17 protein-coding genes and 2 pseudogenes are annotated in these 24088 nt (G+C 53.3%); 12 read left to right on the forward strand and 7 right to left on the reverse strand.

Annotation, left to right across the window (positions count from 1 at the left end):
* The first annotated feature begins 191 nt into the window (after nucleotides 1-191).
* The gene (locus Q5Y71_RS03560) at nucleotides 192-3050 is read left to right on the forward strand and encodes a pitrilysin family protein (RefSeq protein ID WP_306040151.1); all 2859 of its coding nucleotides are present in this window, start codon (nucleotides 192-194) and stop codon (nucleotides 3048-3050) included.
* A 116-nt stretch (nucleotides 3051-3166) separates the two neighbouring features.
* Nucleotides 3167-3295: pseudogene (locus tag Q5Y71_RS03565) on the forward strand (helix-turn-helix domain-containing protein); the annotation flags it as partial.
* A gap of 8 nt (nucleotides 3296-3303) precedes the next feature.
* Here the strand turns inward: Q5Y71_RS03565 and Q5Y71_RS17500 are convergent.
* The 5 genes and pseudogenes from Q5Y71_RS17500 to Q5Y71_RS03585 form a co-directional block, all read right to left on the reverse strand.
* Nucleotides 3304-3447 (reverse strand): annotated as a pseudogene (locus tag Q5Y71_RS17500) (transposase domain-containing protein); the annotation flags it as partial.
* Nucleotides 3448-4325: 878 nt separating this feature from the next.
* A complete protein-coding gene (locus Q5Y71_RS03570) occupies nucleotides 4326-6020 on the reverse strand; it encodes a flotillin family protein (RefSeq protein WP_306040153.1) in 1695 nt (564 codons plus the stop codon).
* Between the two features lie 15 nt (nucleotides 6021-6035).
* Nucleotides 6036-6689 carry a YqiJ family protein gene (locus Q5Y71_RS03575; protein ID WP_306040155.1) on the reverse strand — a complete coding sequence of 218 codons (654 nt, stop codon included), beginning with the start codon at nucleotides 6687-6689 and terminating at the stop codon, nucleotides 6036-6038.
* Nucleotides 6689-7339: a PspA/IM30 family protein gene (locus Q5Y71_RS03580; protein WP_306040157.1), complete on the reverse strand. Its 651-nt coding sequence runs from the start codon at nucleotides 7337-7339 to the stop codon at nucleotides 6689-6691. Before Q5Y71_RS03580 ends, Q5Y71_RS03575 begins: the two co-directional genes overlap by 1 nt.
* Before the next feature lie 334 nt (nucleotides 7340-7673).
* Nucleotides 7674-8129, reverse strand: coding sequence for a hypothetical protein (locus Q5Y71_RS03585; protein ID WP_306040159.1), 456 nt, complete (start codon nucleotides 8127-8129; stop codon nucleotides 7674-7676).
* A gap of 289 nt (nucleotides 8130-8418) precedes the next feature.
* Between Q5Y71_RS03585 and Q5Y71_RS03590 the strand changes: the two genes are divergently transcribed.
* The 10 genes from Q5Y71_RS03590 (at nucleotide 8419) to Q5Y71_RS03635 (ending at nucleotide 22547) form a co-directional block, all read left to right on the forward strand.
* Nucleotides 8419-9801, forward strand: coding sequence for a nicotinate phosphoribosyltransferase (locus tag Q5Y71_RS03590; protein ID WP_301415295.1), 1383 nt, complete (start codon nucleotides 8419-8421; stop codon nucleotides 9799-9801).
* Nucleotides 9802-10030: 229 nt separating this feature from the next.
* Entirely contained in the window at nucleotides 10031-11662 is a 1632-nt protein-coding gene (locus Q5Y71_RS03595; RefSeq protein ID WP_306040162.1) for a TldD/PmbA family protein, read from the forward strand.
* Between the two features lie 38 nt (nucleotides 11663-11700).
* A complete protein-coding gene (locus tag Q5Y71_RS03600; RefSeq protein ID WP_306040164.1) occupies nucleotides 11701-13032 on the forward strand; it encodes a TldD/PmbA family protein in 1332 nt (443 codons plus the stop codon).
* Nucleotides 13033-13059: 27 nt separating this feature from the next.
* Complete coding sequence (locus tag Q5Y71_RS03605; protein WP_306040165.1) at nucleotides 13060-14691, forward strand: TldD/PmbA family protein; 1632 nt, start codon at nucleotides 13060-13062, stop codon at nucleotides 14689-14691.
* Between the two features lie 123 nt (nucleotides 14692-14814).
* On the forward strand, nucleotides 14815-15540 hold the full coding sequence (locus tag Q5Y71_RS03610; RefSeq protein ID WP_306040166.1) for a DUF4159 domain-containing protein: 726 nt from the start codon (nucleotides 14815-14817) through the stop codon (nucleotides 15538-15540).
* A 2-nt stretch (nucleotides 15541-15542) separates the two neighbouring features.
* Nucleotides 15543-16541, forward strand: coding sequence for a MoxR family ATPase (locus Q5Y71_RS03615; RefSeq protein WP_306040168.1), 999 nt, complete (start codon nucleotides 15543-15545; stop codon nucleotides 16539-16541).
* Between the two features lie 5 nt (nucleotides 16542-16546).
* Complete coding sequence (locus Q5Y71_RS03620) at nucleotides 16547-17449, forward strand: DUF58 domain-containing protein (RefSeq protein WP_301415303.1); 903 nt, start codon at nucleotides 16547-16549, stop codon at nucleotides 17447-17449.
* A gap of 1 nt (nucleotide 17450) precedes the next feature.
* Entirely contained in the window at nucleotides 17451-18653 is a 1203-nt protein-coding gene (locus Q5Y71_RS03625; RefSeq protein WP_306040170.1) for a BatA domain-containing protein, read from the forward strand.
* Complete coding sequence (locus Q5Y71_RS03630; protein WP_306040172.1) at nucleotides 18634-20856, forward strand: hypothetical protein; 2223 nt, start codon at nucleotides 18634-18636, stop codon at nucleotides 20854-20856. Before Q5Y71_RS03625 ends, Q5Y71_RS03630 begins: the two co-directional genes overlap by 20 nt.
* Entirely contained in the window at nucleotides 20853-22547 is a 1695-nt protein-coding gene (locus tag Q5Y71_RS03635; RefSeq protein WP_306040175.1) for a hypothetical protein, read from the forward strand. Before Q5Y71_RS03630 ends, Q5Y71_RS03635 begins: the two co-directional genes overlap by 4 nt.
* Here the strand turns inward: Q5Y71_RS03635 and Q5Y71_RS03640 are convergent.
* Both Q5Y71_RS03640 and Q5Y71_RS03645 read right to left on the reverse strand, forming a co-directional pair.
* Nucleotides 22536-23087 carry a lipocalin family protein gene (locus Q5Y71_RS03640; protein ID WP_306040177.1) on the reverse strand — a complete coding sequence of 184 codons (552 nt, stop codon included), beginning with the start codon at nucleotides 23085-23087 and terminating at the stop codon, nucleotides 22536-22538. The genes Q5Y71_RS03635 and Q5Y71_RS03640 overlap by 12 nt on opposite strands.
* A 135-nt stretch (nucleotides 23088-23222) precedes the next feature.
* Complete coding sequence (locus Q5Y71_RS03645; protein WP_306040179.1) at nucleotides 23223-23999, reverse strand: ferredoxin--NADP reductase; 777 nt, start codon at nucleotides 23997-23999, stop codon at nucleotides 23223-23225.
* Nucleotides 24000-24088 lie beyond the last annotated feature (89 nt).

The following is a 24088-nucleotide window of genomic DNA, read 5'->3' on the forward strand; positions in this document are numbered from 1 at the left end:
TAGATAGTTGTTAATTCCTGTACTCCAGTTATCATAAAAATAGAAGATATTTTGAGCCTATTACAAAATTGATTATAAACAAGAGCACCAGATACTTTACTACCAAAGCCTAATCGCGGGTGTATCTTGCGCTTTTTAGTAAACCTGGGCCATGAAAGGCCATTCGTAATCTTTGTTGTGAGGAAACTACGTTGAAAAAAGTTCTTGCTATCGGGCTAGCAGCGTCATTAGCTGCTTGTCAAAATAATTACTTGAGCGGTGATACGTCTGCTCACTCTGTGCTGCCTCAAGGGGTTAACTTAATTGAAGAGGTAAAACGTCAAGGTGACGAAATAGTTATTCCTTATAAAAAGTACCAATTGGCCAATGGATTAACAGTTATTATCCATGAGGATAAATCAGATCCATTGGCACATGTTGATGTAACTTATCATGTTGGTTCAGCCCGTGAGCAAATTGGAAACTCAGGCTTTGCCCATTTTTTCGAACATATGATGTTTCAGGGCTCAGAAAATGTTGGGGATGAAGAACACTTTAAAATCGTTTCAGAATCAGGCGGCACTTTAAACGGAACCACCAATACTGACAGAACCAACTATTTCCAAACGGTTCCCGTAAATCAGCTTGAAAAAATGCTCTGGCTGGAAGCTGATCGTATGGGGTTCTTACTGGACGCCGTGACGCAAGAAAAATTTGAAGTGCAGCGTGAAACTGTTAAGAACGAGCGTGGGCAACGAATTGATAACAGACCCTACGGGCGTTTATCTGAGACAATGTCAGCGGCACTTTATCCCGAGGGCCACCCATATTCTTGGCCAGTAATTGGCTACACCGAAGATTTGAACCGTGTTGATGTTAACGACTTGAAGAAATTTTTCTTACGCTGGTATGGTCCAAATAATGCAACGCTTACAATTGGCGGTGCGGTGGACCCAATAAAAACAATGACCCTGGTAAACAAGTATTTTGGTTCGATTCCCAGAGGCCCTGAAGTCATTGATGCAAAGAAGCCTTCGGTTACATTGAATGATGATCGTTATGTATCTTTTGAAGACAACGTTACTTTGCCACTAGTGTTCATGACTTTCCCTACGGTACATGCACGTCATGAAGATGAACCTGCTTTGGACATTTTGGCTGAAATCCTAGGTGGCGGTAAAACCTCTATCTTGTATAAAAATCTGGTAAAGAATGGCTTAGCCGTTGAATCTCAAGTCTATCACCGTTGCCAGGAGCTGGCATGTACTTTCAATATGCTGGCATTGCCCAATCCGGCTGCCGGGAAGTCTTTGGCTGATTTAGAGTCTGTGATTCGAGCCTCTTTCTCAGAGTTTGAGCAGCGTGGAGTGAGAGAAGATGACCTGTTAAAAGTTAAAGCAAAATTAGAATCTAGTGCAATTTTTGGGTTGCAATCTGTTGAAGGTAAAGTAAGTCAACTGGCCTTCTTTGAAACCTTTGCAGGTACGCCTAACTATATCGGGAAGAACATTAAGCGGTACAATGATGTAACTAAGGAAGATGTTGTTCGTGCTTACAATCAATACTTAAAAAATAAACACGCTGTCATTGTCAGCGTGGTTCCCAAAGGGCAGCCTGACGCCGTTGCGAAAACTGATAATTTTAGCATCCCACAAAGAAACATACCTGAAAGAACCCAAGTTAAAATGTCGAATTTGGATACACGACGTGCAACTGACAGCTTTGATCGTTCGGAACAACCCATTGCGGACGCCAATCCGCTTGTCAATGTGCCAGCGTATTGGGAAACACAGCTCAGCAATGGTATTAAGGTTTTAGGTTCGCAAAGTCAGGAAACACCAACGACAAGTATATTAATCAAAATACAAGGCGGTCACTTCGCTGAACCTGTTGATAAAGCTGGATTGGCAAACCTCACAGCTGACTTGTTGAACGAATCAACGACTGCTCGCACTAACGAAGATATGAGTCTTGAATTACAAAAGCTAGGTAGTGATGTAAGGATCTATGCTCGCGACGAAACAATAAATATATTAGTCAGTAGCTTGAGCAAGAATCTAGATGAAACATTGGCATTAGTAGAGGAAAAACTTGTTAAACCAGCATTTAATGATATTGATTTCAATCGCCTCAAGTCTCAAATCATCCAAGGTATTCAGCATGCTCGCAAGGATGACAATGCACTAGCTAATGAAGCCTGGAGTAAGCTTTTGTATGGGGATAGTATTGCAGGTATACCAGCGACTGGCAGCGTGGATAGTGTTAGCAAGCTAACTGTTGCTGATGTAAGGGATTTCTATAACAACTATGTAAAACCTCAGGATGCTGAGTTGATTGTTGTGAGCGATTTACCGCAATCAGAGATTAACAAATCCTTAAATAGGCTGACTTATTGGACGGGTAAAGGAAAGTCATTCAATCGTACTTTTAAGCCCGTGAGCTTTGATCCGCAATCGGTATATATTGTCAACAAAGATAAGGCCGCACAGTCTGTTATTCGCATTGGCAAACCTAGCCTGAAGCGAGATTTCACAGGAGAATTCTATAAATCCGACTTGATGAACTTTAATCTTGGCGGTGCGTTTAACAGCCGTATAAACCTTAATCTTCGCGAAGACAAAGGTTATACCTATGGCGCTCGCAGTCAATTTAGGGCGAGTAAAAACAGTGGCCACTATCAAGTTGGTGCCAATGTAAGAGCAGATGCAACTGACAAATCATTTATTGAATTTGAAAAGGAGCTTAGAGCCTATCGTAACCACGGCATGACTAATGAAGAGCTGGAATTCATGCGCAAAGCGGTTGGACAACGTGATGCAAGAAGCTATGAAACACCCAATCAGAAACTACGGTTTTTAGGTAACATATTGGAATACGATTTACCAGCCAACTTCACTCAAAAGCAAGCCGAAATTATCCAAAATACCAGCCTTGCTGAGCTCAACTCATTGGCTGAAAAGCATTTGGATATTGATACAATGGCAAAATTGGTTGTCGGCGATGTTGAAAGCCTGAAACCACAATTCGAGGAACTTGGCTATAAAGTCAAAGTTATTGATTTAGACAAATAACTGTTTATTTAGGTGTATTAGTTCAGACCAAATCTGACACATCTCCTTGAAAAGGGGGGGTTTACCGGTTTTGATGAAGGTGACGAAACCTGAAACCAAAACCAAGGATAAACCCCATGATTCATACTAACGATCGCATCATTAAACACAAGACCGGTCTGCTCAATCTGGCGGAAGAACTCGGAAATATCCCCAAAGCCTGCAAGATGCTCGGCGTATCGCGAGACACCTTCTATCGTTACAAAGTAAGCGATCAAGTAACCTCGCCCTTTGGTTCATTCGGCAGGTCTGCTTCCGTTGCGCTCTGAAGATTCCATGGCAACAGGGCTTCAATTTCTCCGACGGTCTGTGCTCGCGGTAAGTCGGTGTAAACTCGGCGCAGGTAATCGTAGGGCTGTAAGCGATCAAGTCTGAACTACTACACTTAAAGCTCTGCTGACAGAATGAACGATTTGGATTTCAATATCGAAATCGCACACTGGAAGATACATCCAACTCCATTGATACGCACAGCCTGTACTGCCCCTATACAAACGGGAAATAGGACATAAGTATCAATAAGGGTTTGTAACGCTAAAGGAATGACTTACAAATCTTATCGTTAGCGCCGACTATTGCATCGGCGCCAACTACACAGACTAAAAACCGGTTTCGTAATGCATACTGGCCTCCACATACTCGATAGTGCCATCGTCGTAGTGGATATAGGCTTCCGCCAGGTTCGGTGTATAGGCATGCACAGTCACATTACATGACAATCCTGAATTACAGCCTTTTATCCAGTTGATTCGATCAATCGACTTGGTAATGTTGGTAATTGCCCAGCTTCCCGAAGTGGAATTGCCAAAACTGAAATCTATTCCTTCACAATGGGAAGTCCCATTACCAAAGACATTCCCGCCTGGTTGCACATTGAGTGTGCATACAAGATCCGCAGAGAGCGCGGGGAGTACTGTCAATGAACCAATTATAACCAATGATGCTAATAGCAATTTTTTAGTAAACATTATCCTAACCTTATTATTTCCAATCCGTTGATATCGCCATATAATTGACGACAACTGCGAGCTTATCACTGGCGTAATCTATTTCCCACCTGTTAAAAAACCCGAGCACAATAAAATGTGGTCGGGTTAACAAAAAATCCATTTTTAGAAATCAGGTGTTTGACCTAGTCAAGCCACCAGGATACCTGTCAATCACTCAATTCCTCCAGCACCAATCATTACGATAACTCTGCGGTTTTTTCTCAATTAAAAATGATCGCTACCGTCCTCACGTTTTTGTCTCAACAGTCTGGCTAAGATCTCCGACACCGGCTTCTTTCAGCAGGGAGTCCACCAGGGGCGCCATGGCGCGGTGTTTGAGCGCACTGCCTACCAGGGCTTCCGGCAGGCTTTGTCCCTTGGCTTGCACATCACTGTCGAGAATACCGCTACCATTACGACCATCCACGCCGTTCAGCCCTTCCACAGAGATTATCTTCATCCCCTCTATGGCCTCCAGTGGCTTGACACTTTCGCGGATAATATTTGGTAGATTTTCGTGCAAACTGAGTACTTTCTTGAGGGCAACCTGTGCTTCGCTGAGACTGTTGAGGGCCTCGTTCATCAGGTGTTGACCCTCGGCATCCACGGCGTACTTCTCACGGTCCGCGGCCACCTTGATACGCACGGACTCCGCTTCGGCTCCGGCTTGTAGCCGCAGAGCCTCGGCGCGGTCTTCCGCCGCGGCTTTCTCAGCCTCAGCCGCCACCTTGATCGCGGTGGCCTGACGCTCGGCAACTTTTTGCGCCTCAATAATCTCGATACGCTTGTCCCGCTCCGCCACTTCCACATTCTTGGCCGTGTGCACCTGCTCCTCGGCTTTTACCGCCTCGGCCAGGGCTACGTTGGCCTGCTGGTCGGCAAGGGACTGCTCCTTGGATTTTTCCGCGATGGCAATGGCGCGTTCCTGCTCGGCAATCTCCACAGATTTCTGCTTGGAAATACGCTGCTCTTCCAGAAACCGCTCGCGCTCAATCTCCTGTTCCTGCAGGCACCGCTCTTTCTCAATTTCCAGCAGCTTGGTGGCCTGTTCGGCAGCGATCTGCGACTGGCTCACCTCGCGCTGGGCTTCGATCTCAGCCTGGCGGGCGGCGCGTTCCTGCGCCGCCTGCTCGCGGGCAATATCGGCCTGTTGTGCGGCCTCCCGGTTTTCCAGCTCACGCTGCTGCTCCAAATGGGCATAGCGTTTTTCCTTATCGATCTCCAGCTTCTGGCGCTCTGCCTCGAGATTTTTCTTCTCGATCTGCACCATGGTTTCCTGCTCGACATCATTGACTTCTTTGCGGCGCGCTTCGATAGAGCGGGTCATGCTGGCGAGACCCTCTGCGTCGAACACATTGTCCTGGTTGAAAAACTCCTTGTGGGTCTGGTCCAGGCCGGTCAGCGATACCGATTCAAGCTCAAGGCCGTTTTTCAACAGATCCTCAGAAACCACCTGCTGTACTTTTTGCACAAACTGGCTGCGCTGCTCGTGCAGTTCGGCCATTTCCATCTCTGCGGCCACAGAGCGCAGGGCATCCACAAACTTACCTTCGATCATGTCCTTCAGCGCTTCGGGGTCGAGGGTGCGCAAACCCAGGGTCTGTGCGGCATTGGCAATGGCATCGGTATCCGGCTTCACCCGCAGATAAAATTCGGCGAGCACATCTACGCGCATGCGGTCCTTGGTAATCAGAGCCTGCTGCTCCTTGCGCGATACCGCAAGCCGCAGGGTGTTCATATTGACCGGGATAATTTCATGCAGTACCGGCAGTACTAGGGCTCCGCCGTTCATAATGACTTTTTGCCCGCTCAAACCAGTGCGTACAAAAGAGCGCTCTTTGGAAGCGCGGGTGTAAAGGCGTGCAAAAATCGTTCCGATAACAATCAGGGCTACCAGCACTGCACCGGCAATAAAAATCATGCTGGAAAGGTTTTCAATCACTGAGTAATTCTCCATTTAATTGTTGTTAATGAGATGCTGGCTGGCAGGGCGTGTCACTCGGAAGTGCGCTCCATGTGACTCTACCAGCAACACCTTTTCCCCTTGTTGAAAGGTTTCATGTTCGTCCGGCTCCACCATCACATAATGGGTCGTGCCATATTCATCCCTGAAGCGCGCTTCAGCAGGGGAGCCCGCCTCGGCCACACCAATCGTGATGGTCGCCACCCGGCCCACGAAGGTACCGCGTTCCAGCGCCTCACTCTCGTCACCGAGGGCAAAGCGTCGCAACAAGTTCCCCACAAAGCGCACCTGTGGCAGCGCCAGGAAGAAGACTCCCAGCGCTGCCGGGCCACCGGGTAGAAGCCAACCAAAAGTGGACTCGAAAAATCTCTGTATCAGTAGGCCTGTTGCACCAAAGCCAGCCAGAAAGGTCACCAGTAGGATTAATGCTGGCACTTCACCAAAGCGCAACCAGCCGAGGACCTTGGTCAGCCCGCCGGACAAACCGGTATCCGGTACCTCTATATCAACGTTCGGCAGCAGGTTATCGAGCAAATCCGAAATACCAACACCGATCAGTGTCATCACACCCTCGAGCAGCGCGATCATTAGCATCAATATCAGTGCGCCGGTAAAGATCAGATTCTGGTCCTGTAACAGAAATACCATCAGGCCCCCGACTTGAGTTTGGCCAGGCGCTCCTGTATGCGGTTATTGCGTGCCAGTTCCTCGAGTTCCGCCAGCTTGTTTGCATCCGCACAGGATCTGGAAGCAGGCACACCCGCCCGCTCCAGCACCCGGTTAAAGGCTTCGGTGGCCTGCTCCACCTGATTTTCCGTGCGACGGCTGCTACCGAGGCCATCCCCGATGACACCATTGGCACTATGCTCACTGGCCTTGGCATACTCTCTGAGCTGCTCGCGCATTTCACGTTTCTTGCCCTGCAGGGCACTGATATAAGCATTCAGCTCCTGCATCTCCGCATCATTCTCTACAATCGCTTTTTCCAGCACTGGCAGTTGTGCCTCGATATCCATCTGTTTGGCAATGGCGGCCTCTGCGAGGTCATCACGCCCGGACTTGACCGCAATATCAATCTGCTCCACTAGGGCACTGTGACGGCTGTTCTCATCATTAAGTGCCTTGGCATTGAGGTATTTGGCAGCTTCCACCTTCCCCAGTTGCTCCCGCACATCGGCAATGGCCTCATCTATTTCACGGGTTGCCTGTTCCATCACCAGCTGCGGTGTTGCGTTTTCCACCGTATCCACCACTGCATTGGCGGATGCCGAAATCAATCGCGAAATTCGCTTGATCAATCCTTCTCTCATGAATATTACCCTCTGCTGTTTTTTCGTTTCCCAAAGCCAGATGCGATCCATCAACACCCGGCCGGCTGTTGCCCACAAGTCCTGCCCAAGCGATCGGGTTCGACTATCTGTAAATTTTTCCGGCATCAGGCCGGCTGCAACACATGCCTTTGTCGCCATAGTGAAATGACCGGCAGTCAGACCAACCCTGCATACCCTGAATGGTTACTACCCCCCGGAAATAACAGCTACCCGTGTGCAATTGCTTTTATTCAAGCTCCCGGCCATGCCTACCTTGAAAACCTGCTATGGGTAACTTGCTAAAAAATCAATACACCTCGGTTTATTCGGACAGGGCCCCCTCCAACCGCTGGCGAATGGTTTGTGCCGACTCGCGGTGAAGACTGCGCGGATTCTGCTGTTGTGCCAGCAGCAGTATTTTTTCTAAAAAGGTATCCACAACCGGCACCAGACCCTGCTCCAAGGATGGTGCCATAGGTTCACTGGCAGCGCTGCTCTGTACCATCGCCGCACTTTCTGCCAGCAATTCCAGCACGGCTTCCACCAATAAACTGCGCTGGTTTTCCTCTATATAGCGAGCCTTCACCGCAAGTATGGCGCCTGCCGAAGCGAGGTAAGAACGCGCCAAGCTCTGCACCCCCACCGACTCCCTCGCCATGGCAATCACCTCACGAACTTTTTCACTTTGGGTCACTGCGCCATTGCGATCGATGGACATCAGGTACGCATAGTCATCCGCTGATAAACGCGCCGAAATAGACTGAGATTTATTGAGCATGTTGTTCCCTTGCTTGCATGTATACAAAAGTACACATCTAGCTACAAAAGATCAACTGACAGGGATCCGATTTATTTGGACAGACGAACCAAATGACAGGCGAGTAATACAGCACAATGGTGTGCTATCTATTATTCAGGCGTGTTTTCGCCGGGATTGTGCATCCCAAGTGTCGCCCAGAGAGAAATTACACGCACTGACACTGGACGTTTCTCCATGGAAAAGGGGCGCTCGAACGAGCATTTTGCGACACAGACCATACCTCCATCCAAACTCAGTTGAAAGGGCCATGCCAACAGAAAACCCGATCCTCAATGTGGACAGCTACAAGGCGAGTCACTACCTGCAATACCCGCCAGGCACAGAATATGTCAGCAGCTATATTGAGTGCCGCGGGGGAGAATTCGCCGAAACTGTCGTGTTTGGATTGCAAGCATTCCTCAAGGAATATCTGTGCAAACCGGTGACGCGAGAGAATATCGAGGAAGCGGCGGACATACTGCATTGCCACGGCCTGCCTTTCCACCACGCGGGCTGGGAACATATCGTACTGAGACACGGAGGCCTGTTGCCGCTGGAAATCAGCGCTGTCGAAGAGGGGTCCGTCATTCCCCTGCACAATGTCACGACACAGATCGTCAACACCTGCCCCGCCTGTTTCTGGCTGACCAGTTATATTGAAACCGCGCTGGTGCGCGCTATCTGGTATCCCTCCACAGTGGCCACTCAGAGCAGGGAAATCAAAAAAATCATCGCCCACTATTTGAGTGAAACCGCGGATTCCCAGGACGGTCTGCCCTTTAAATTACATGACTTTGGTGCCCGCGGTACCAGCAGTCTCGAAAGTGCCATGCTCGGTGGCATGGCGCACCTGGTGAATTTTCAAGGAACCGATACGCTTTCCGGGATTATGGCAGCAAGGAAATTTTACCGTGCAAGGATGCCGGGATTTTCCATACCTGCCGCGGAGCATAGCACCATGACTGCCTGGGGTCGCGAAAACGAAGTATCCGCCTACCAGAATATGATGACACGGTTTTCTGGCAAGCATAAACGCTTTGCGGTGGTGAGCGACAGCTATGATTTGTGGAATGCGGTAGAACATATCTGGGGCGAAACACTGAGAGATTCTGTTATCAATACCCCCGGCACTGTGGTAATTCGTCCAGATTCCGGCAATCCGGTACAGATTGTGGTCGAGTGTATCGAACGGTTAATGACAATTTTCGGCGCTGAGATCAATCGCAAAGGTTATCGGGTGCTACCGGATTATATCCGCCTGATCCAGGGCGACAGTATATCGCGCTTTTCTATCCCCAAAATTCTGCAGGCAATGAAGGAGCAGCACCAAAGCGCTGACAATATCACCTTTGGGATGGGGGGAGAGCTGTTGCAGAAAGTCGATCGCGACCTGATGAGCTTTGCCATGAAAGCCAGTGCCGTGCGTATCTCCGGCACCTGGAAGGATGTGTACAAAAACCCGCGCACCGGCCCAGAGAAGGCATCCAGGCGCGGGCGACTGGCCTTGGTGCGGCAGGACAACGGCGCACTGAATACCATTCGCCTGGAAGCACTTGGCCAGCGCCGCAACCTGCTGAAACCGGTATATCGCAACGGTGAGCTGCTGATCGACACCACCATTGACCAGGTACGCCAGCGCGCATCAATTTAAGTGGCTTCCCTCTGTCGGCTCCCCGCCACCGATCCGCCTGCCCCCACCAGGCCTCCATTCACCGAGGAGCCACTTTACAAGAGGGCGTGAAGCCTGATAGTTGTGCATCTTTCAAGGTGAGTACCTGGTACGGACTCTATGCCCGGCAGACCCCGCGCAGTAGTCGGGCCCATAACAATAAACACACCCCAAGCGGACAAGCCGCTGCGCTGGGGATACAAGGTAGCCAATGGAAAGAAGACAATTCCTCAAACTCGCCGGCCTCGGCACCGGCGGTATCGTATTGCCCCTACGGGGGATCGAGGTCAGTGCCGAGCAACTGCTCGATGAGGGCATACACACCTCAGGCAAGAAACAGCTGGCGGATGTGGTCCTGAACACAGCACGCAAAGCCGGTGCCGATTATACCGATGTACGCATCGGCCGCTATCTCAACCAGTATGTACTGACCCGAGAGACCAATGTCGAGAATATCGTCAATACGGAATCCCTCGGCGCCGGCATCCGCGTGATTGCCAACGGCACCTGGGGTTTCGCCGCCACCAATGATCTGACTCCCGATGGTGTCTCCAGAGCAGCGCGCCAGGCCGTGGCCGTGGCCAAGGCCAACGCTAAGTACCAGACAGAACCCGTGCACCTGGCACCGGTGAAAGGGGTGGGCGAGATCTCCTGGCAAACACCCATCCAAAAAAATGCCCTGGCAGTGCCCATCAGCGAGAAGGTCGACTACCTGATGGCCGTCAACAACGGCGCACTCAAGGCCGGCGCCAGCTATATCCGCTCTTCCCTGTACCTGGTGAACGAGCAGAAGTACTTCGCTTCCAGTGACGGCTCCTATATCGACCAGGATATCCACCGCCTGTGGGCGCCCATGCAGGTAACGGCTGTGGACAAAAAAAGCGGTGCTTTTAAAACCCGCAACGGCCTCAGCGATCCAGTGGGCAGAGGCTATGAATATCTGGCTGGTCACGACAAGGACAAAATTCGCGGTCAGACCACGCTCTACAAATCTTCCTACGATATGGCCGAGGATGCCCTGCTGGCTGCCGAGCAGGCCCAGGCAAAACTCTCGGCCAAGTCCATCCAGCCCGGCAAGTACGACCTGGTGCTGGAACCGTCTCACCTGTGCCTGACCATCCACGAATCCGTCGGCCACCCGCTGGAGCTGGATCGCGTTCTCGGCTACGAGGCCAACTACGCCGGCACTTCCTTCGCCACCCTGGATAAGTGGCGCAGCGGTAAGTTCCGCTACGGCAGCGATAAGGTCACCCTGTTCGCCGACAAGCTACAACCCGGCTCTCTCGGCGCAGTTGCCTTTGACGACGAGGGGGTGAAAACCAAGCGCTGGGACCTGGTGAAAGACGGCATTCTGGTAAATTACCAGGCCACCCGCGACCAGGTGCATATGATCGACCAGAAGGAGTCCCACGGCTGCAGTTACGGTGATAGCTGGTCCAGCGTGCAATTCCAGCGCATGCCCAACGTCTCCCTGGCACCAGGTGAGAAACAATACTCCGCTAAAGAGATGATCCGCGACGTGGAAAAGGGGATTTATATCGTCGGACGCGGCTCCTATTCCATCGACCAGCAGCGATACAATTTCCAGTTCGGCGGCCAGCTGTTTTACGAAATCAAGAATGGTGAAATTGTCGGCCAGGTGGAGGACGTCGCCTACCAGTCCAACACCCAGGAATTCTGGAACGCCTGTTCGGCCATTTGTGACGGCAGCGACTACCGACTGGGCGGCACCTTCTTTGACGGCAAGGGCCAACCCAGCCAGGTAAGTGCGGTATCCCACGGCTGTTCCACTACTCGGTTCGACAAAATCAACGTTATCAATACCAAGCGCAAGATTGCCTGACCGGCTGCGCACAAGAATAAGTAATTGGAGAAAAGGCAATGGCAATTCTCAGCAGAAGTGAAGCGAAGCGTATTCTCGATAAAGTTTTAAAGTACAGCCGCGCCGAGGAGGCCAGCGCACAGCTGGCCGGCGGCGAGACCGGCAATATTCGCTATGCGCGCAACAGTGTCTCCACCAGTGGTATCGTCAATAACACCGAACTAGCAGTGGAAGCCCGCTTCGGCAAGAAATCCGGTGTAGCCACCATCAACGAATTCAGCGATGCCTCCCTGAAAAAGGTGATGCGTCGCGCCGAGGAACTGGCCAGGCTCTCACCGGAAAATCCGGAATCCATGCCTATGCTGGGCCCGCAGAAATATGTAAGTGTGGACGGCTTCTCCAAGTCCACCGCGGATATCACCCCTGACCAGCGCGCCAGGGCTGCAGCGGACTCCATTATCGCTGCAAAAGAAAAGAAAGTGGTTGCCGCCGGCTACCTGGAAGATGAGCGCGCCTTTACCGCAGTCGCCACCTCCCAGGGCCTGTTTGGCTACCACGCCTTTACTGCCGCCAATTTCACCGTCACCATGCGCACGGAGAATGGCCTGGGTTCCGGCTGGGCCGAGAGCGATGTCACCGACTTCGCCGCCATGAATACTGGCAGCACCTCCTCCGTGGCCATCGACAAGGCGCTGATGTCACAGAAAGCCCGTGCCCTGGAACCGGGTAAATATACCGTCATCCTGGAACCCAATGCAGTATCCGGACTGATGGGCTATATGCTGGGCGGCTTCAACGCGCGCAGTGCCGACGAGGGCCGCAGCTTTATGAGCAAGAAAGGCGGCGGCAATCGCATTGGCGAGAAGATGTTCGACAAACGCGTTCACATCTACTCAGACCCCGCCAACCTCAATGTCCCCGCACAACCCTGGACCGACTCTGACTTTATGCCGCAAGAGCGCATCGACTGGGTCAAAGACGGGGTGGTAAAAAACCTGACGCGCAGCCGCTACTGGGCCAAACAGAGCAAAGACAAAGCCGTACCGGGACCCAACAACCTGATTATGGTTGGCGGCGACAAATCCACCGAGCAGCTGATCAAGAAAACCCGCCGCGGCATCCTGGTAACCCGCACCTGGTATATCCGTATGGTCGACCCACAGTCTCTGCTACTCACCGGTCTCACTCGCGATGGCACTTTCTATATCGAGAACGGCAAGATCCAATACCCCGTGAAGAACTTCCGCTTCAACGAGAGCCCGGTAATCATGCTCAACAATATCGAGGATATGGGTATACCGGAGCGGGTGGGCATGTGGGGCATGTCCGCAATGGTGCCCGCACTGAAAGTACGTGACTTTACCTTCAGCAGCCTTTCCGACGCCGTGTAACGGCCCGCACCCATTGAGGATAATGAAATGGACAGAAGAAAATTTCTCCAGCTCAGCGGTGCCGGTCTGGGCGTCTCTATGTTGCCACTGTCCGGCAGACTGGTGGCCGAGAGCAAACTCACCCAAAGTGGCCTGGATCTCACAGTTAAAAAGGAGTTTGCAGATGTAGCCCTGAACACCGCCAACAAACTCGGCGCCCGTTATGCGGATGTGCGTATTGGCCGTTACCTGAACCAATACGTGGTCACCCGCGAAATGAAGGTGCAAAATGTAGTGAATACCGAATCGATCGGTATGGGTATCCGGGTGATCGCCAACGGCACCTGGGGCTTTGCCGCCACCAACAATCTCACCGCTGATGGCGTTGTCCGCGCTACCCGCCAGGCGGTAGCCACCGCCAAAGCCAATTCAAAATACCAGCAGACACCGGTACAGCTGGCCCCGGTGAAAGGCCACGGCGAGGTTAGCTGGCAGACGCCAATTCAAAAAAATGCCATGCAAATCCCCATCGCAGAGAAGGTAGACCTGCTGATGGAGGTGAATCAGTCTGCACTGGATGCCGGGGCCAGCTACATCAACTCCATGTTGTACCTGGTGAACGAGCAGAAATACTTTGCTTCCACGGACGGCTCTTATATCGACCAGGATATCCACCGACTGTGGGCACCCTTCTCGGTCACTGCCGTAGACAAGAAAACCGGCGCCTTTCGCACCCGCGAGGGCCTGAGCCAACCGGTGGGGCGCGGCTTTGAATACCTGGATGGCCGCGCTGCTGACAAGATCCAGTCGCAGACTGTGCTCTACCGCGACTCCTATGATATGGCCGAAGACGCGCGCCTGGCAGCGCAGCAGGCCCAGGAAAAGCTGACGGCCAAGTCGGTAAAGCCGGGCAAATACGATCTGGTGCTGGACCCCAGCCACCTCTGGCTCACTATCCACGAATCCGTCGGCCACCCGCTGGAGCTGGATCGCGTACTCGGCTACGAGGCCAACTTTGCCGGTACCTCTTTCGCCACCCTGGATAAATGGCGCAGCGGTAAATTCCAATACGGCAGCGACAAGGTCAATCTGTTTGCCGATAAGGTACAGCCCGGCTCACTGGGGGCGGTTGGCTATGACGACGAGGGCGTGAAAACCGGTAACTGGGATCTGGTAAAAGACGGCGTTCTGGTAAATTACCAGGCTATTCGCGATCAGGTGCACATGCTGGGACAGAAGGAATCCCAGGGGTGCTGCTATGCCGCCAGCTGGTCCAGCGTGCAATTCCAGCGCATGCCCAATGTCTCTCTGCGCCCCGGCCGCAAAACGCTGGGGGTTGACGATATGATCAAGGATGTGGAGAAAGGCATTTATATTGTTGGGGACGGTTCCTTCTCAATCGACCAGCAGCGCTACAATTTCCAGTTCGGCGGCCAGCTGTTCTACGAAATCGAAAATGGCAAGATCACCGGCATGGTGGAAGATGTGGCTTACCAGTCCAACACCCAGGAGTTCTGGAACGCCTGCTCACAAGTGTGCGACAAGCACGACTACCGACTGGGAGGCTCGTTCTTTGATGGTAAGGGGCAGCCCAGCCAGGTAAGTGCCGTGTCTCACGGTAGTTCCACCGCGCGCTTTGACGGCATCAATGTGATCAACACCAAGCGCAAACTGGGCTGATTATTGATCAGTGCAGGGGCCTTACCGGTGAACTTGCTGATTGTGTAACCGGGGAGGCCCCTTGCGTCAATTTTCCCAACAGCAAATACCTAAAAACTGGCAACGCAGTCATAGAGTTATCCCGTGCCCCTGACCCGCAAGGCTTTTCTCCAGCACCTGATCCTGGGCAGTTGTGCCGCAGCACTGCCATTGGGCGCGCGTGCGCAACATACAGAAGCAGGTAACGCACGGGAAGATTACGATTTTTATTTCACGCGCCTGATGTACGAGTCCGGTGACTGGGATGTGGATCAGCGTATGCCCTCCAATCTGCTCAACTCCCTGGTGGAATACACTAATCTCAAAGTCGATCCCAAAGAGCACATAGTGCCACTGGCTGATAGGAAAATGCTGCTGGCTCCATTTTGTTACCTGGCAGGACACAAGCTGGTACAGTTCACTGCGGAGGAGGCGAGAAATTTTCGCGACTATGTGAACCGCGGTGGTTTTGTGTTTGTGGACGATTGTAACCACGATATCGACGGTCTCTTTGCCAAGTCCTTCGAGGCGCAAATGGCCCAGCTGTTTGGCAATGACTGCCTGCAAAAACCGCCTCACGATCACGACCTCTACCGTTGTTTTTTCCAGTTCGACGAGCTGCCGGTGACCAGCTTTGAGTTAAATGGCTGGGGGGACGACCTGGTACACGATTATCTGAAAGCCCTCGTAATTAACGGGCGCATCGCGATACTTTACAGCAACAAGGATTTTGGCTGTGAATGGGACTACGACTACCGCAACAAACGCTGGCTCGCCATCGATAATACAAAATTTGCGGTGAACATTGTTATTTACGCACTGACGAGCTGACTATGTTGAAGAGTCTGGAAAACACCATCGAAGAACAACTGCACAGTCTGAACAACCTGCAACAGGAGATTGCACGGGTGATCGTCGGCCAGCAGCCCGTGGTAGAGCAGATGCTGATCTGCCTGCTTGCCGGTGGCCACGCCCTGCTGGAAGGAGTACCGGGGCTGGGTAAAACCCTGTTGGTAAAAACCCTCGCCGATGCCAGCGCATTGGATTTCAAGCGGGTACAGTTCACTCCGGATCTGATGCCCGGGGATATTCTCGGCAGCGAGATACTGGAGGAGGATCACAGCACCGGCAAGCGCTTTTTTAAATTCCAGCGCGGCCCGGTATTTACCCACATTCTGCTGGCGGATGAAATTAACCGCACGCCACCGAAAACCCAGGCGGCCCTGCTGGAATCCATGCAGGAAGGCTCGGTCACCGTGGGCGGTAAAACGCTGGTATTGCCCGATCCCTATTTCGTGCTGGCGACACAAAACCCCATTGAGCAGGCCGGTACCTACCCACTGCCGGAGGCACAGCTGGACCGCTTCCTGCTGAATATCCAGATCGATTACCCGGATGCACGGGATGAAGTGGAAATCCTGCGCTCCACCACCGGCGTCGCCAGGATCAAACCCCGCCCCATCCTGGGTGCAGAGCAACTGCTTGAAATGCAGAAACTGGTGCGGGAAATTCATGTAAGCGACGATTTGTACCGCTACGTGGCGACACTGGTGCGCGCCACCCGCGCCGACACCAGCGCTAGCGATATCCTGCGACAGTGGATCAAGTGGGGCGCCGGCCCCCGTGCGGGCCAGGCACTGATTCTCGCCAGCAAGGCCCGCGCCCTGTTGCAGCGACGCCTCGCCGTTACCCGCGAGGATATCCGCTGCCTGCTGCTGCCAGTACTGCGCCACCGGGTGCTCCTCAGCTTCCAGGCCCTGGCGGATGGTATCCAGATGCCACAACTGATCAACGAATTGGTATCCGCGGTGCCGGAGCCCGGCCGGGACTGAGTGCCGTGGTATTGATACCCCCCAAAACTCTGGCCAGCTGTCGCGATCTGGTATGGCTGTCACGGCATATCGCCGAGGGCGTGATGCTCGGCGTTCAGCACAGTCAGCGCCGCGGCACCGGTCTGGTGTTTCACCAGTACCGCGGCTATCAAGCAGGTGATTCGATCCGACATATCGACTGGAAACTGTTTGCCCGCAGCGATCGCTACTATGTGCGCGAGACCGAGCAGGAGAGCCGCATGCATGTGTGCTTTGTGCTCGATACCAGCGCCTCCCTGGGTCAGGCGAGCTTTGTCGAACCCAGTCTCAATAAACTGCATTACGCCAAATGCTGGATTGCCAGCCTGTGCTGGCTGCTCGACGCCCAGGGTGACAGTTTTTCCCTGTTGGCCATCAACAATCAACAAACCCGGTATATACCCGAAGGACAAGGCGAAAGTCACCAACGTCAGATCGCATTGCAGTTACAGCAGCTCGATGCCAGTCATCACTGGCCGGATCAATCCCAACTGGCTCCGCTATGGCAGCATTTCGAGCGCCCCTGCCAAGTAGTGCTACTGAGTGATTTTTTCGAACAGGATAATGAGATCAGCAATTTCGCAGCCCGCCTGCACGCCGCCGGCCGCCCCTGTCTGCCACTGCAGTTGTTGGTGGAAGCGGAACAGACTTTCCCTTTTAAGGGGGAGCTGAAGCTACTCAACCCGGAAGCAAATTCCACTGGCCCGGTCGCTTTGGAGGTAGATGCCGAGCGGCAGCGTCATTCCTACCTGACCGCTTTTGCCCGAGCACAAGGTGAGCTAAAAGCGCGCTTTGCTGCTAAAGCGTGTGTATTGCAGACCGATTTTATCGAACAGCCTGTGGAAAAATCCCTGCGCCAGTTTATCCAGCACCACGGCAGGTTGTGCTGAGATGTTGGGGATAAACCCCTTTTTCCAGTCCCCACAGTGGTTATGGCTTTTTGCTGCCCTGGCTATTCCCATTGCCATCCACCTACTGCGACGTAGTAACCCACAGCAGATCTCCTTTGCTGCGGTGCAGTGGATACAAAGATATGCACAGAGTCGCGCGCGCCGCCCTGTGGTGGATAACAAATGGCTGCTGTTGTTGCGCCTGTTACTTGTTGCCCTACTGGTCCTTTTGCTGGCTCAGCCGTTGATCAAGCGGGCACTGTACCCCCAAGAGGCGGTGATTCTGGTAGACCCCGGGCTTGCAGCAGCAGACGCGAATGCATTTATCCATAGTTCCCTGCCACAGCTGGCAGAAGTCAAGCATAAAGTGCTGTGGTTATCCCCCGAAACAGCTGAGATAACCTCACCCCCACCACAATATACGGACCTGTGGAAAACCCTATCCCGGTTGTCCCATCGCGCCGATTTGCGTCGCGCCCATATCCTGTTGGCAAACGATACCTTCCCGGCATCCCATCGTGCACTTCAAATCAGCCCCCACTGGCAGTGGCACAGCTTGCATAGGCCCTCCAGAGTACAGAGCCCGATATTGCCGCGGATCGCAGTGATGGGCAAAGCACCCAGCTGGTGGACACCAGTATTGGAGGACTGGCGGGATACCATGCCGCAGTTATCAGTAAAAACCCTGGAACCGGAAGCAGCGCCCAAGGCCCAACAAACGGATTGGCTGATTTACACGGGCTCTACGCCGCTACCACAGACAGTGATGGATTTTGTATCCAGCGGCGGCTTGCTGATCACCGATAAGCACACTCAGGGCCCTGACAACTTCAACTTTGCCACCGTGGATAAAAACCCCCTTGTGCAAGCTGCTCCCGTCGGCCGGGGAAGCTGGCTGCGCTATGGAAGCGATTGGCACAACGCAGAATTTTATCGCCGCGCAGACCTGCCTGACGTTTTATGGCAACAATGGTCTGCTCAGGATTGGCCACTGCAACACCGCAACCGCAGCCAGTGGTCGGGCAATACCGCGATAGGCATCCCTGTGACGGACAGCGCTGTCGAACGTCACCGCAGCGAACCACTGCAATCCTGGTTGATAGCCGCCCTGCTGATATTGCTGACCCTTGAACGCCTGCTTGCCCTGACGCAGCCTCCGGCGCATGCGGCAGACAGAAACAGCGGTGAAACACACCATGGGTAAGGGCCTGCAAACCATTAACGCTGTATACAGGCGCTGGCAACTGGCAGCCCTGCAGCCTTACCTCTGGCTGGGCACTGTACTCGGCCTGCTGGCCGGCGTGGGAGTTTTCGTACTCAATTGGCCCCAGTGGCTGTTGCCCGCCTGGTTCAGCATTGTGCTGGGGGCACTGTTGATAGATCGCTGCTGGCACCCTGCCCAGGCACAGTTATGCCGCCAGTTGGATCGACAATTACCCCAACTGCAGGACAGCAGCCAGTTGCTTTGGCAACCGAAATCTGACCTGAGCCCAGTTCAGCAGCTGCAACGCGAGCGTATTGATAAGCAGCTGCAGCAAATATTGCGAGACAAAGATAAAACACCATTCGGTCCACCACGCTTGCGCAGCCCCCTGGCTCATGCCGTTGGTGCCTGCCTGGGATTGTTGTTATTTATTCTCAGTGACACCGTTTTCACAACGAACAAACTCAACCCGGCTCAACAACACGCAACCCGTACTGCGACGGAAAAACTGGCCATCGCGCGCGCAGAAACCCATATTCAACCGCCCGCCTACACCGGCCTCGCTATACACAGTCAATCTCTGCAAATCAACGTCCCGGAGCAGGCCCGGGTACAGTGGCATATTGAATTCAACAGACCAATAGACAGCCTGGAAATGCTGGCGGAATCGGAGCACTTTGTCTTTCTCCCAAAAGGGGAAGTGCCTGGCAAACAATGGCAGTTACAGCGCACTGTGAATAAGACAGACTTTTACCAGCTCTCTGTGCAGCTATCGGGTACTCGAAAACTCTTGCCGGAAATTTACAACATTCAGGTGCAAAAAGACAAAGCCCCTGAGTTTGCCTTTGAAGCGCCGAGCCTGCGTATTGACAAGATTCACGGGAGTGGCAGCAACATTCCCGTGAAAGTCCTGATTAAAGACGATTACCAGGTAAGTTCAGTGGATCTATTCGTCACCCTTGCCAGTGGCACCGGGGAAAATTTACGCTTTCGCGAGAAGCGCATTCCGCTTGCCAGTTTGCAGCCAAATATTTCAACCAATGGTCAAGAGGCTCTCTACGATTTCACACTGCCCATTGAGCAATTTTCCATGCAGGCCGGCGATGAACTCTACTGGTACCTGGAAGCCAGAGATAACCGTGAGCCCAGTGCCAATGCAGCCAAGAGCCAGCATTTTATCCTGCGCTGGCCGCAGGCAGAAATTTTTGGTCTGAGCGACAGCGAAGGTATGGCAATCAAGGTATTGCCGGAATATTTTCGCAGCCAGCGCCAGCTGATTATTGATACCAAAGCCCTGCTCGCCGAGCGGGAGCAGCTAAAGCAGGAGGTATTTCGCAAACGCTCAGAAGGGCTGGCCTATGAACAAAACCTGCTGCGCATGCGCTACGGTCGCTTTCTCGGTGAGGAGGATTCGGAAGCGGAACATGTTGAGCACACCAGCGAACAACACGGTGAAGAAGAAGCCGCACACAATGATGTTCACCATCACCCTGAACACGACGAGCACCAGGCTCACAGCGAGGAAACCGCCGCACCCTTCCCACAGCGCGATTCCCACTTCGAACAGGCAGAACGGATAGCGGCCTCGGTCGGTCACCTCCACGATAACTCTGAGCATGCCACCCTGTTTGATCCACAAACCAAGGAGCTGCTGCGCAGTGCGCTGAATGCCATGTGGAGCTCCTGGCGCGACCTGTCGGTGATCGAACCCCAGGCCTCCCTGCCCCATCAACACCGGGCCCTGCGCTTTATCAAGGAAGTGCAGCAGGCCTCTCGTATTTATTTGCAGAGAGTCGGCTTTGAGGCACCGCCGTTAGACGAGAATCGCCGCCTCAGTGGCGATCGGTCAGAAGCCGTCCCGGAGGCCGTCAGTCATGAATTCGAACAAGCACAAAGAGCGCAGGTACTCGCATTGATGGCGCAGGTACGCGTTAGTGCCAGCCTTGACACCGATCTGTTGCAACAGGTAAACGAACTTGCCACAACACAGGCGGCAGACATCGGGCTGGAGTTCTCCAAACAACTGCGTTTATACCAGCAGCGACACCAGCAACCGGAGTGTACCGACTGCCGACATTCTCTTATCCGGCTGCTCTATCGGCTGTTACCTGAGCCCAAGGCGGCCCCTTCGCTGCCTTTGCAGGCTGAAGAAAATAATTATTTCAGCCGCTGGCTGCACAAGCAAGGGGAGCACAAACAGTGATAGCGTTTGTAATACCCGGCCTGTGCCTGCTGGCTTGTACCGCGTCAATTTTCCTGTTGCAACGCCGTCGCCGCGCCAAGCCATTGGATTATGGCCTGCAACTGGCCATCTGGCTCAGTGCCTGGATGCTCTGGCAACCCCCCGCATTAGTTACAGCCGGGCGCCATATAGAGCTCGACAGTGAGGATCTGGCTGGTGCGTTACCGGTCACTTTCGCCGGAGTGAAAAATATCTCGCTGAGTGGTGTGCCGCCAGGTCGCGACGCCCTGCGCGACCTGGCCCCGGTGCGCCTGGATCTGTCGAATTTGCAGGTTTCCAATACAGGCTGGGGGTTCCACTGGCCACGACAAATCGCCCTGGGTGAAGCCCTGCAATTGCAAATTCACAGCGAACAACCACTGGCTGAAAGCGCACGACTTGCCCTGGTGAATCCCTACGGCGATATCGAAGAGAGCCTTGAGTTAAAAGCTGGGGAGAAAGTGCAGGCACAACTCAGTGCCACCCCTAAACTCACCGGTCCCCAGCTCTTTCGGGTGCAAATTGAAAACGCTGCGGGCGAAAGCCGCTTCGATCCACTGCCAATCGTGGTACAGGAGCCGCGCCAACCCAGGGTATTGCTATGGCTTGCCCGCCCCGCTTTCGAGTCGGCCGCACTGTCCCGCTGGCTGCGCCAATCCGGTGTTGCGGCACAGGTGGTGACCCAGTTGGCCCCTGAGATAGTCAGAGAGGAGACCCTAAACGGGTTGCAATCTATCGGATCACAGGAACTAATGGCTGTGACAAGCCCCTTCCACCTGCTGATTCTCGATAGCGACTTGTGGCCACAATTGAGTCCGCAGCAAAAGCAACAGCTTAGCGCATTAGCCTCACAAAAATCGCTCTTGTGGTTAGTCCGCAGCGATGCCTCTGAGGACTTTCTCCACTACAGCGCCGCCCAGTCCATGCCACTGCAAAAGGCGGAAAATACAAAGCCGGATACAGACGGTTTCACCGACCTTAACGATCAAAATACGGACAACCCGGCTACCCCCTCTCTGCGTCCGCTGGGCTTTCAGGCAATGCAGTCAGGTCCCGGTGATTTTTTACTGGGTGATCGGGAAAATCCGCTCTTCTGGGGCCGCTCTACCGACACGCAGCACCTGGGATTTATCCTGTTCAGCGACAGTCACCGCTGGCTCACCAGTGGCTTTGCCACAGAGTTCACCAGTCTGTGGAAATCCATCTTCGATTACCAGCTCAAGCACCTGGGAACACAGCAGCCGATAACACTCTCCAGTGCATTACCGCGCGCGCAGGAGCGCATCACCCTGTGTAGCCCACAATTTATTGAAAAGCACCCACTGCTGTTTGATTCTCAGGATAAGCCCCTATCTGTCGGCGGAATTGCTGCAAATGGCAGTCCCCAGGGCCAGTGCCATAACTTCTGGGCTCGAAATTCTGGTTGGCACCAGCTAAAGACTAAAAATAGCCGAGAACCGCCATTCGATTTTTATATCTTTGCCAAAGACGACTGGCCTCTCTGGCAGCAATCCCTGAGTGCAATAGAGACCCGACAGATGGCTGCCGCGCGCCTGGGGCCGATAGATAATACCCATTCCGCCAGGGTGCCTATCGCGCGACATTGGCCGGCCCTGATTCTGCTGGTACTGGTGTGCTTAAGCTGGTGGCGGGAGCGCGCCTTATTGCGCTGAGGGCCTGTTGCCCGGTTGGGCTTCCTGCTTGGGGAAAATCAGTTGCTCAACAGGGTAACCCATCGCCCGGGCCTTTTGTAAAAACTGTTCCAGCACATCCTGAGGCATGGTCGGGGTGCGGGACAATATCCACAGGTAAGACTTGTTATAGCCGGACACCATCGCGTAGTCATAGTCACCCGCCAGCGCAATCACGATATAAGAGGAATAGAAAGGCCCGAGGAAAGAGACTTTCAAATGGCCCACATCCCTGGGCCCGACAAACTCGGCCCGCCCCTCTGCCAGTTGCCAGGCATCGCGTCCTTTCGAATAGCCGGTATTGACCACGGCCACAGAACCGTCGAGGTTGAGGCTGTAGTCCGCCGTTACCAGAGTCAGCCCCCGTTCAAAGGCGTGGTCCAGGCGGGCAATCTCATACCAGTGGCCCAGATAGCGCTGCAGCTGGAAATCTTCTACCGGCTCTACCCCCTCTGGCACCCGCGTACAGGCACCCAGCCAGAGAATGGAAAACAGTAACACTGCCAACGAAAACCACTTCACCTCAATACTCCCGGCAATAGCGCATCCCAGCCAGAATGGAAGGGGACGCTACAAGGTCAGGATAGTTTCCACAATGGCTATTTCACTGATAAAAAACCGCTGTGAAGGGGGCTTTTCTGTAGTCAGTCTAGCAACTTATTTTTCTACGAACGCACGTTCAATCACATACTCGTGGGGCACACCCGCGCGGGTTTCCTTGAATCCCCAGTCATTGAGGATTTTGGTGAGGTCTTTCAGCATTCCCGGGCTGCCGCACAGCATAAAGCGGTCTTCCTCAACCTTGGGCTTGGGTACTCCCAGATCCGAAAACAACTTGCCGGTTAGCATCAGTTCCGTCAAACGGCCATTATTGCGGTAGGGCTCGCGGGTCACTGTCGGGTAATAGAGCAACTGCTCACGCACCATATCCCCAAAGTATTCGTGCTCGGGCAGCTCATGCTCAATCTGCTCCTGATAAGCCAGTTCGGAAACATAGCGAACGCCATGTGTCAGGATCACCTGGTCGAACCGCTCATAGACGGAGGGATCTTTAATAATGCTCAGAAAGGGGGCCAGGCCGGTTCCCGTGGACAACAGCCACAGACGCTTGCCAGGCAGCAGGTGATCCGCCACCAGAGTACCGGTGGGCTTCTGCCGCACAAAGATCTCATCGCCCGGCTGGATCTTTTGTAACCGGGAAGTCAGGGGACCATCTGGCACCTTGATACTGAAGAACTCGAGTTCATCCTCATAGTTGGCACTGGCGATGGAGTAGGCACGCAGCAGTGGGCGACCGTTGTCCTGCTGCAGACCGATCATCGTAAAATGTCCATTCTCAAAGCGGAAACCCGAATCCCGGGTGGTCTTGAAGCTAAATAGTGTGTCGTTCCAGTGATGGACATCCAACACCTTCTCTATATTCAATTTGGACATAAACTTAAAACCAGTTATTCCATGAGTATCTTGGTAGTTGAATTTTAGCCCTGGAAGATCTATTGGCAAAGTGGGATATTTCGATATTC

The sequence above is a fragment of the Microbulbifer sp. 2205BS26-8 genome (genome assembly GCF_030731025.1).
GTDB classification, from domain to species: Bacteria; Pseudomonadota; Gammaproteobacteria; order Pseudomonadales; family Cellvibrionaceae; genus Microbulbifer; species Microbulbifer spongiae.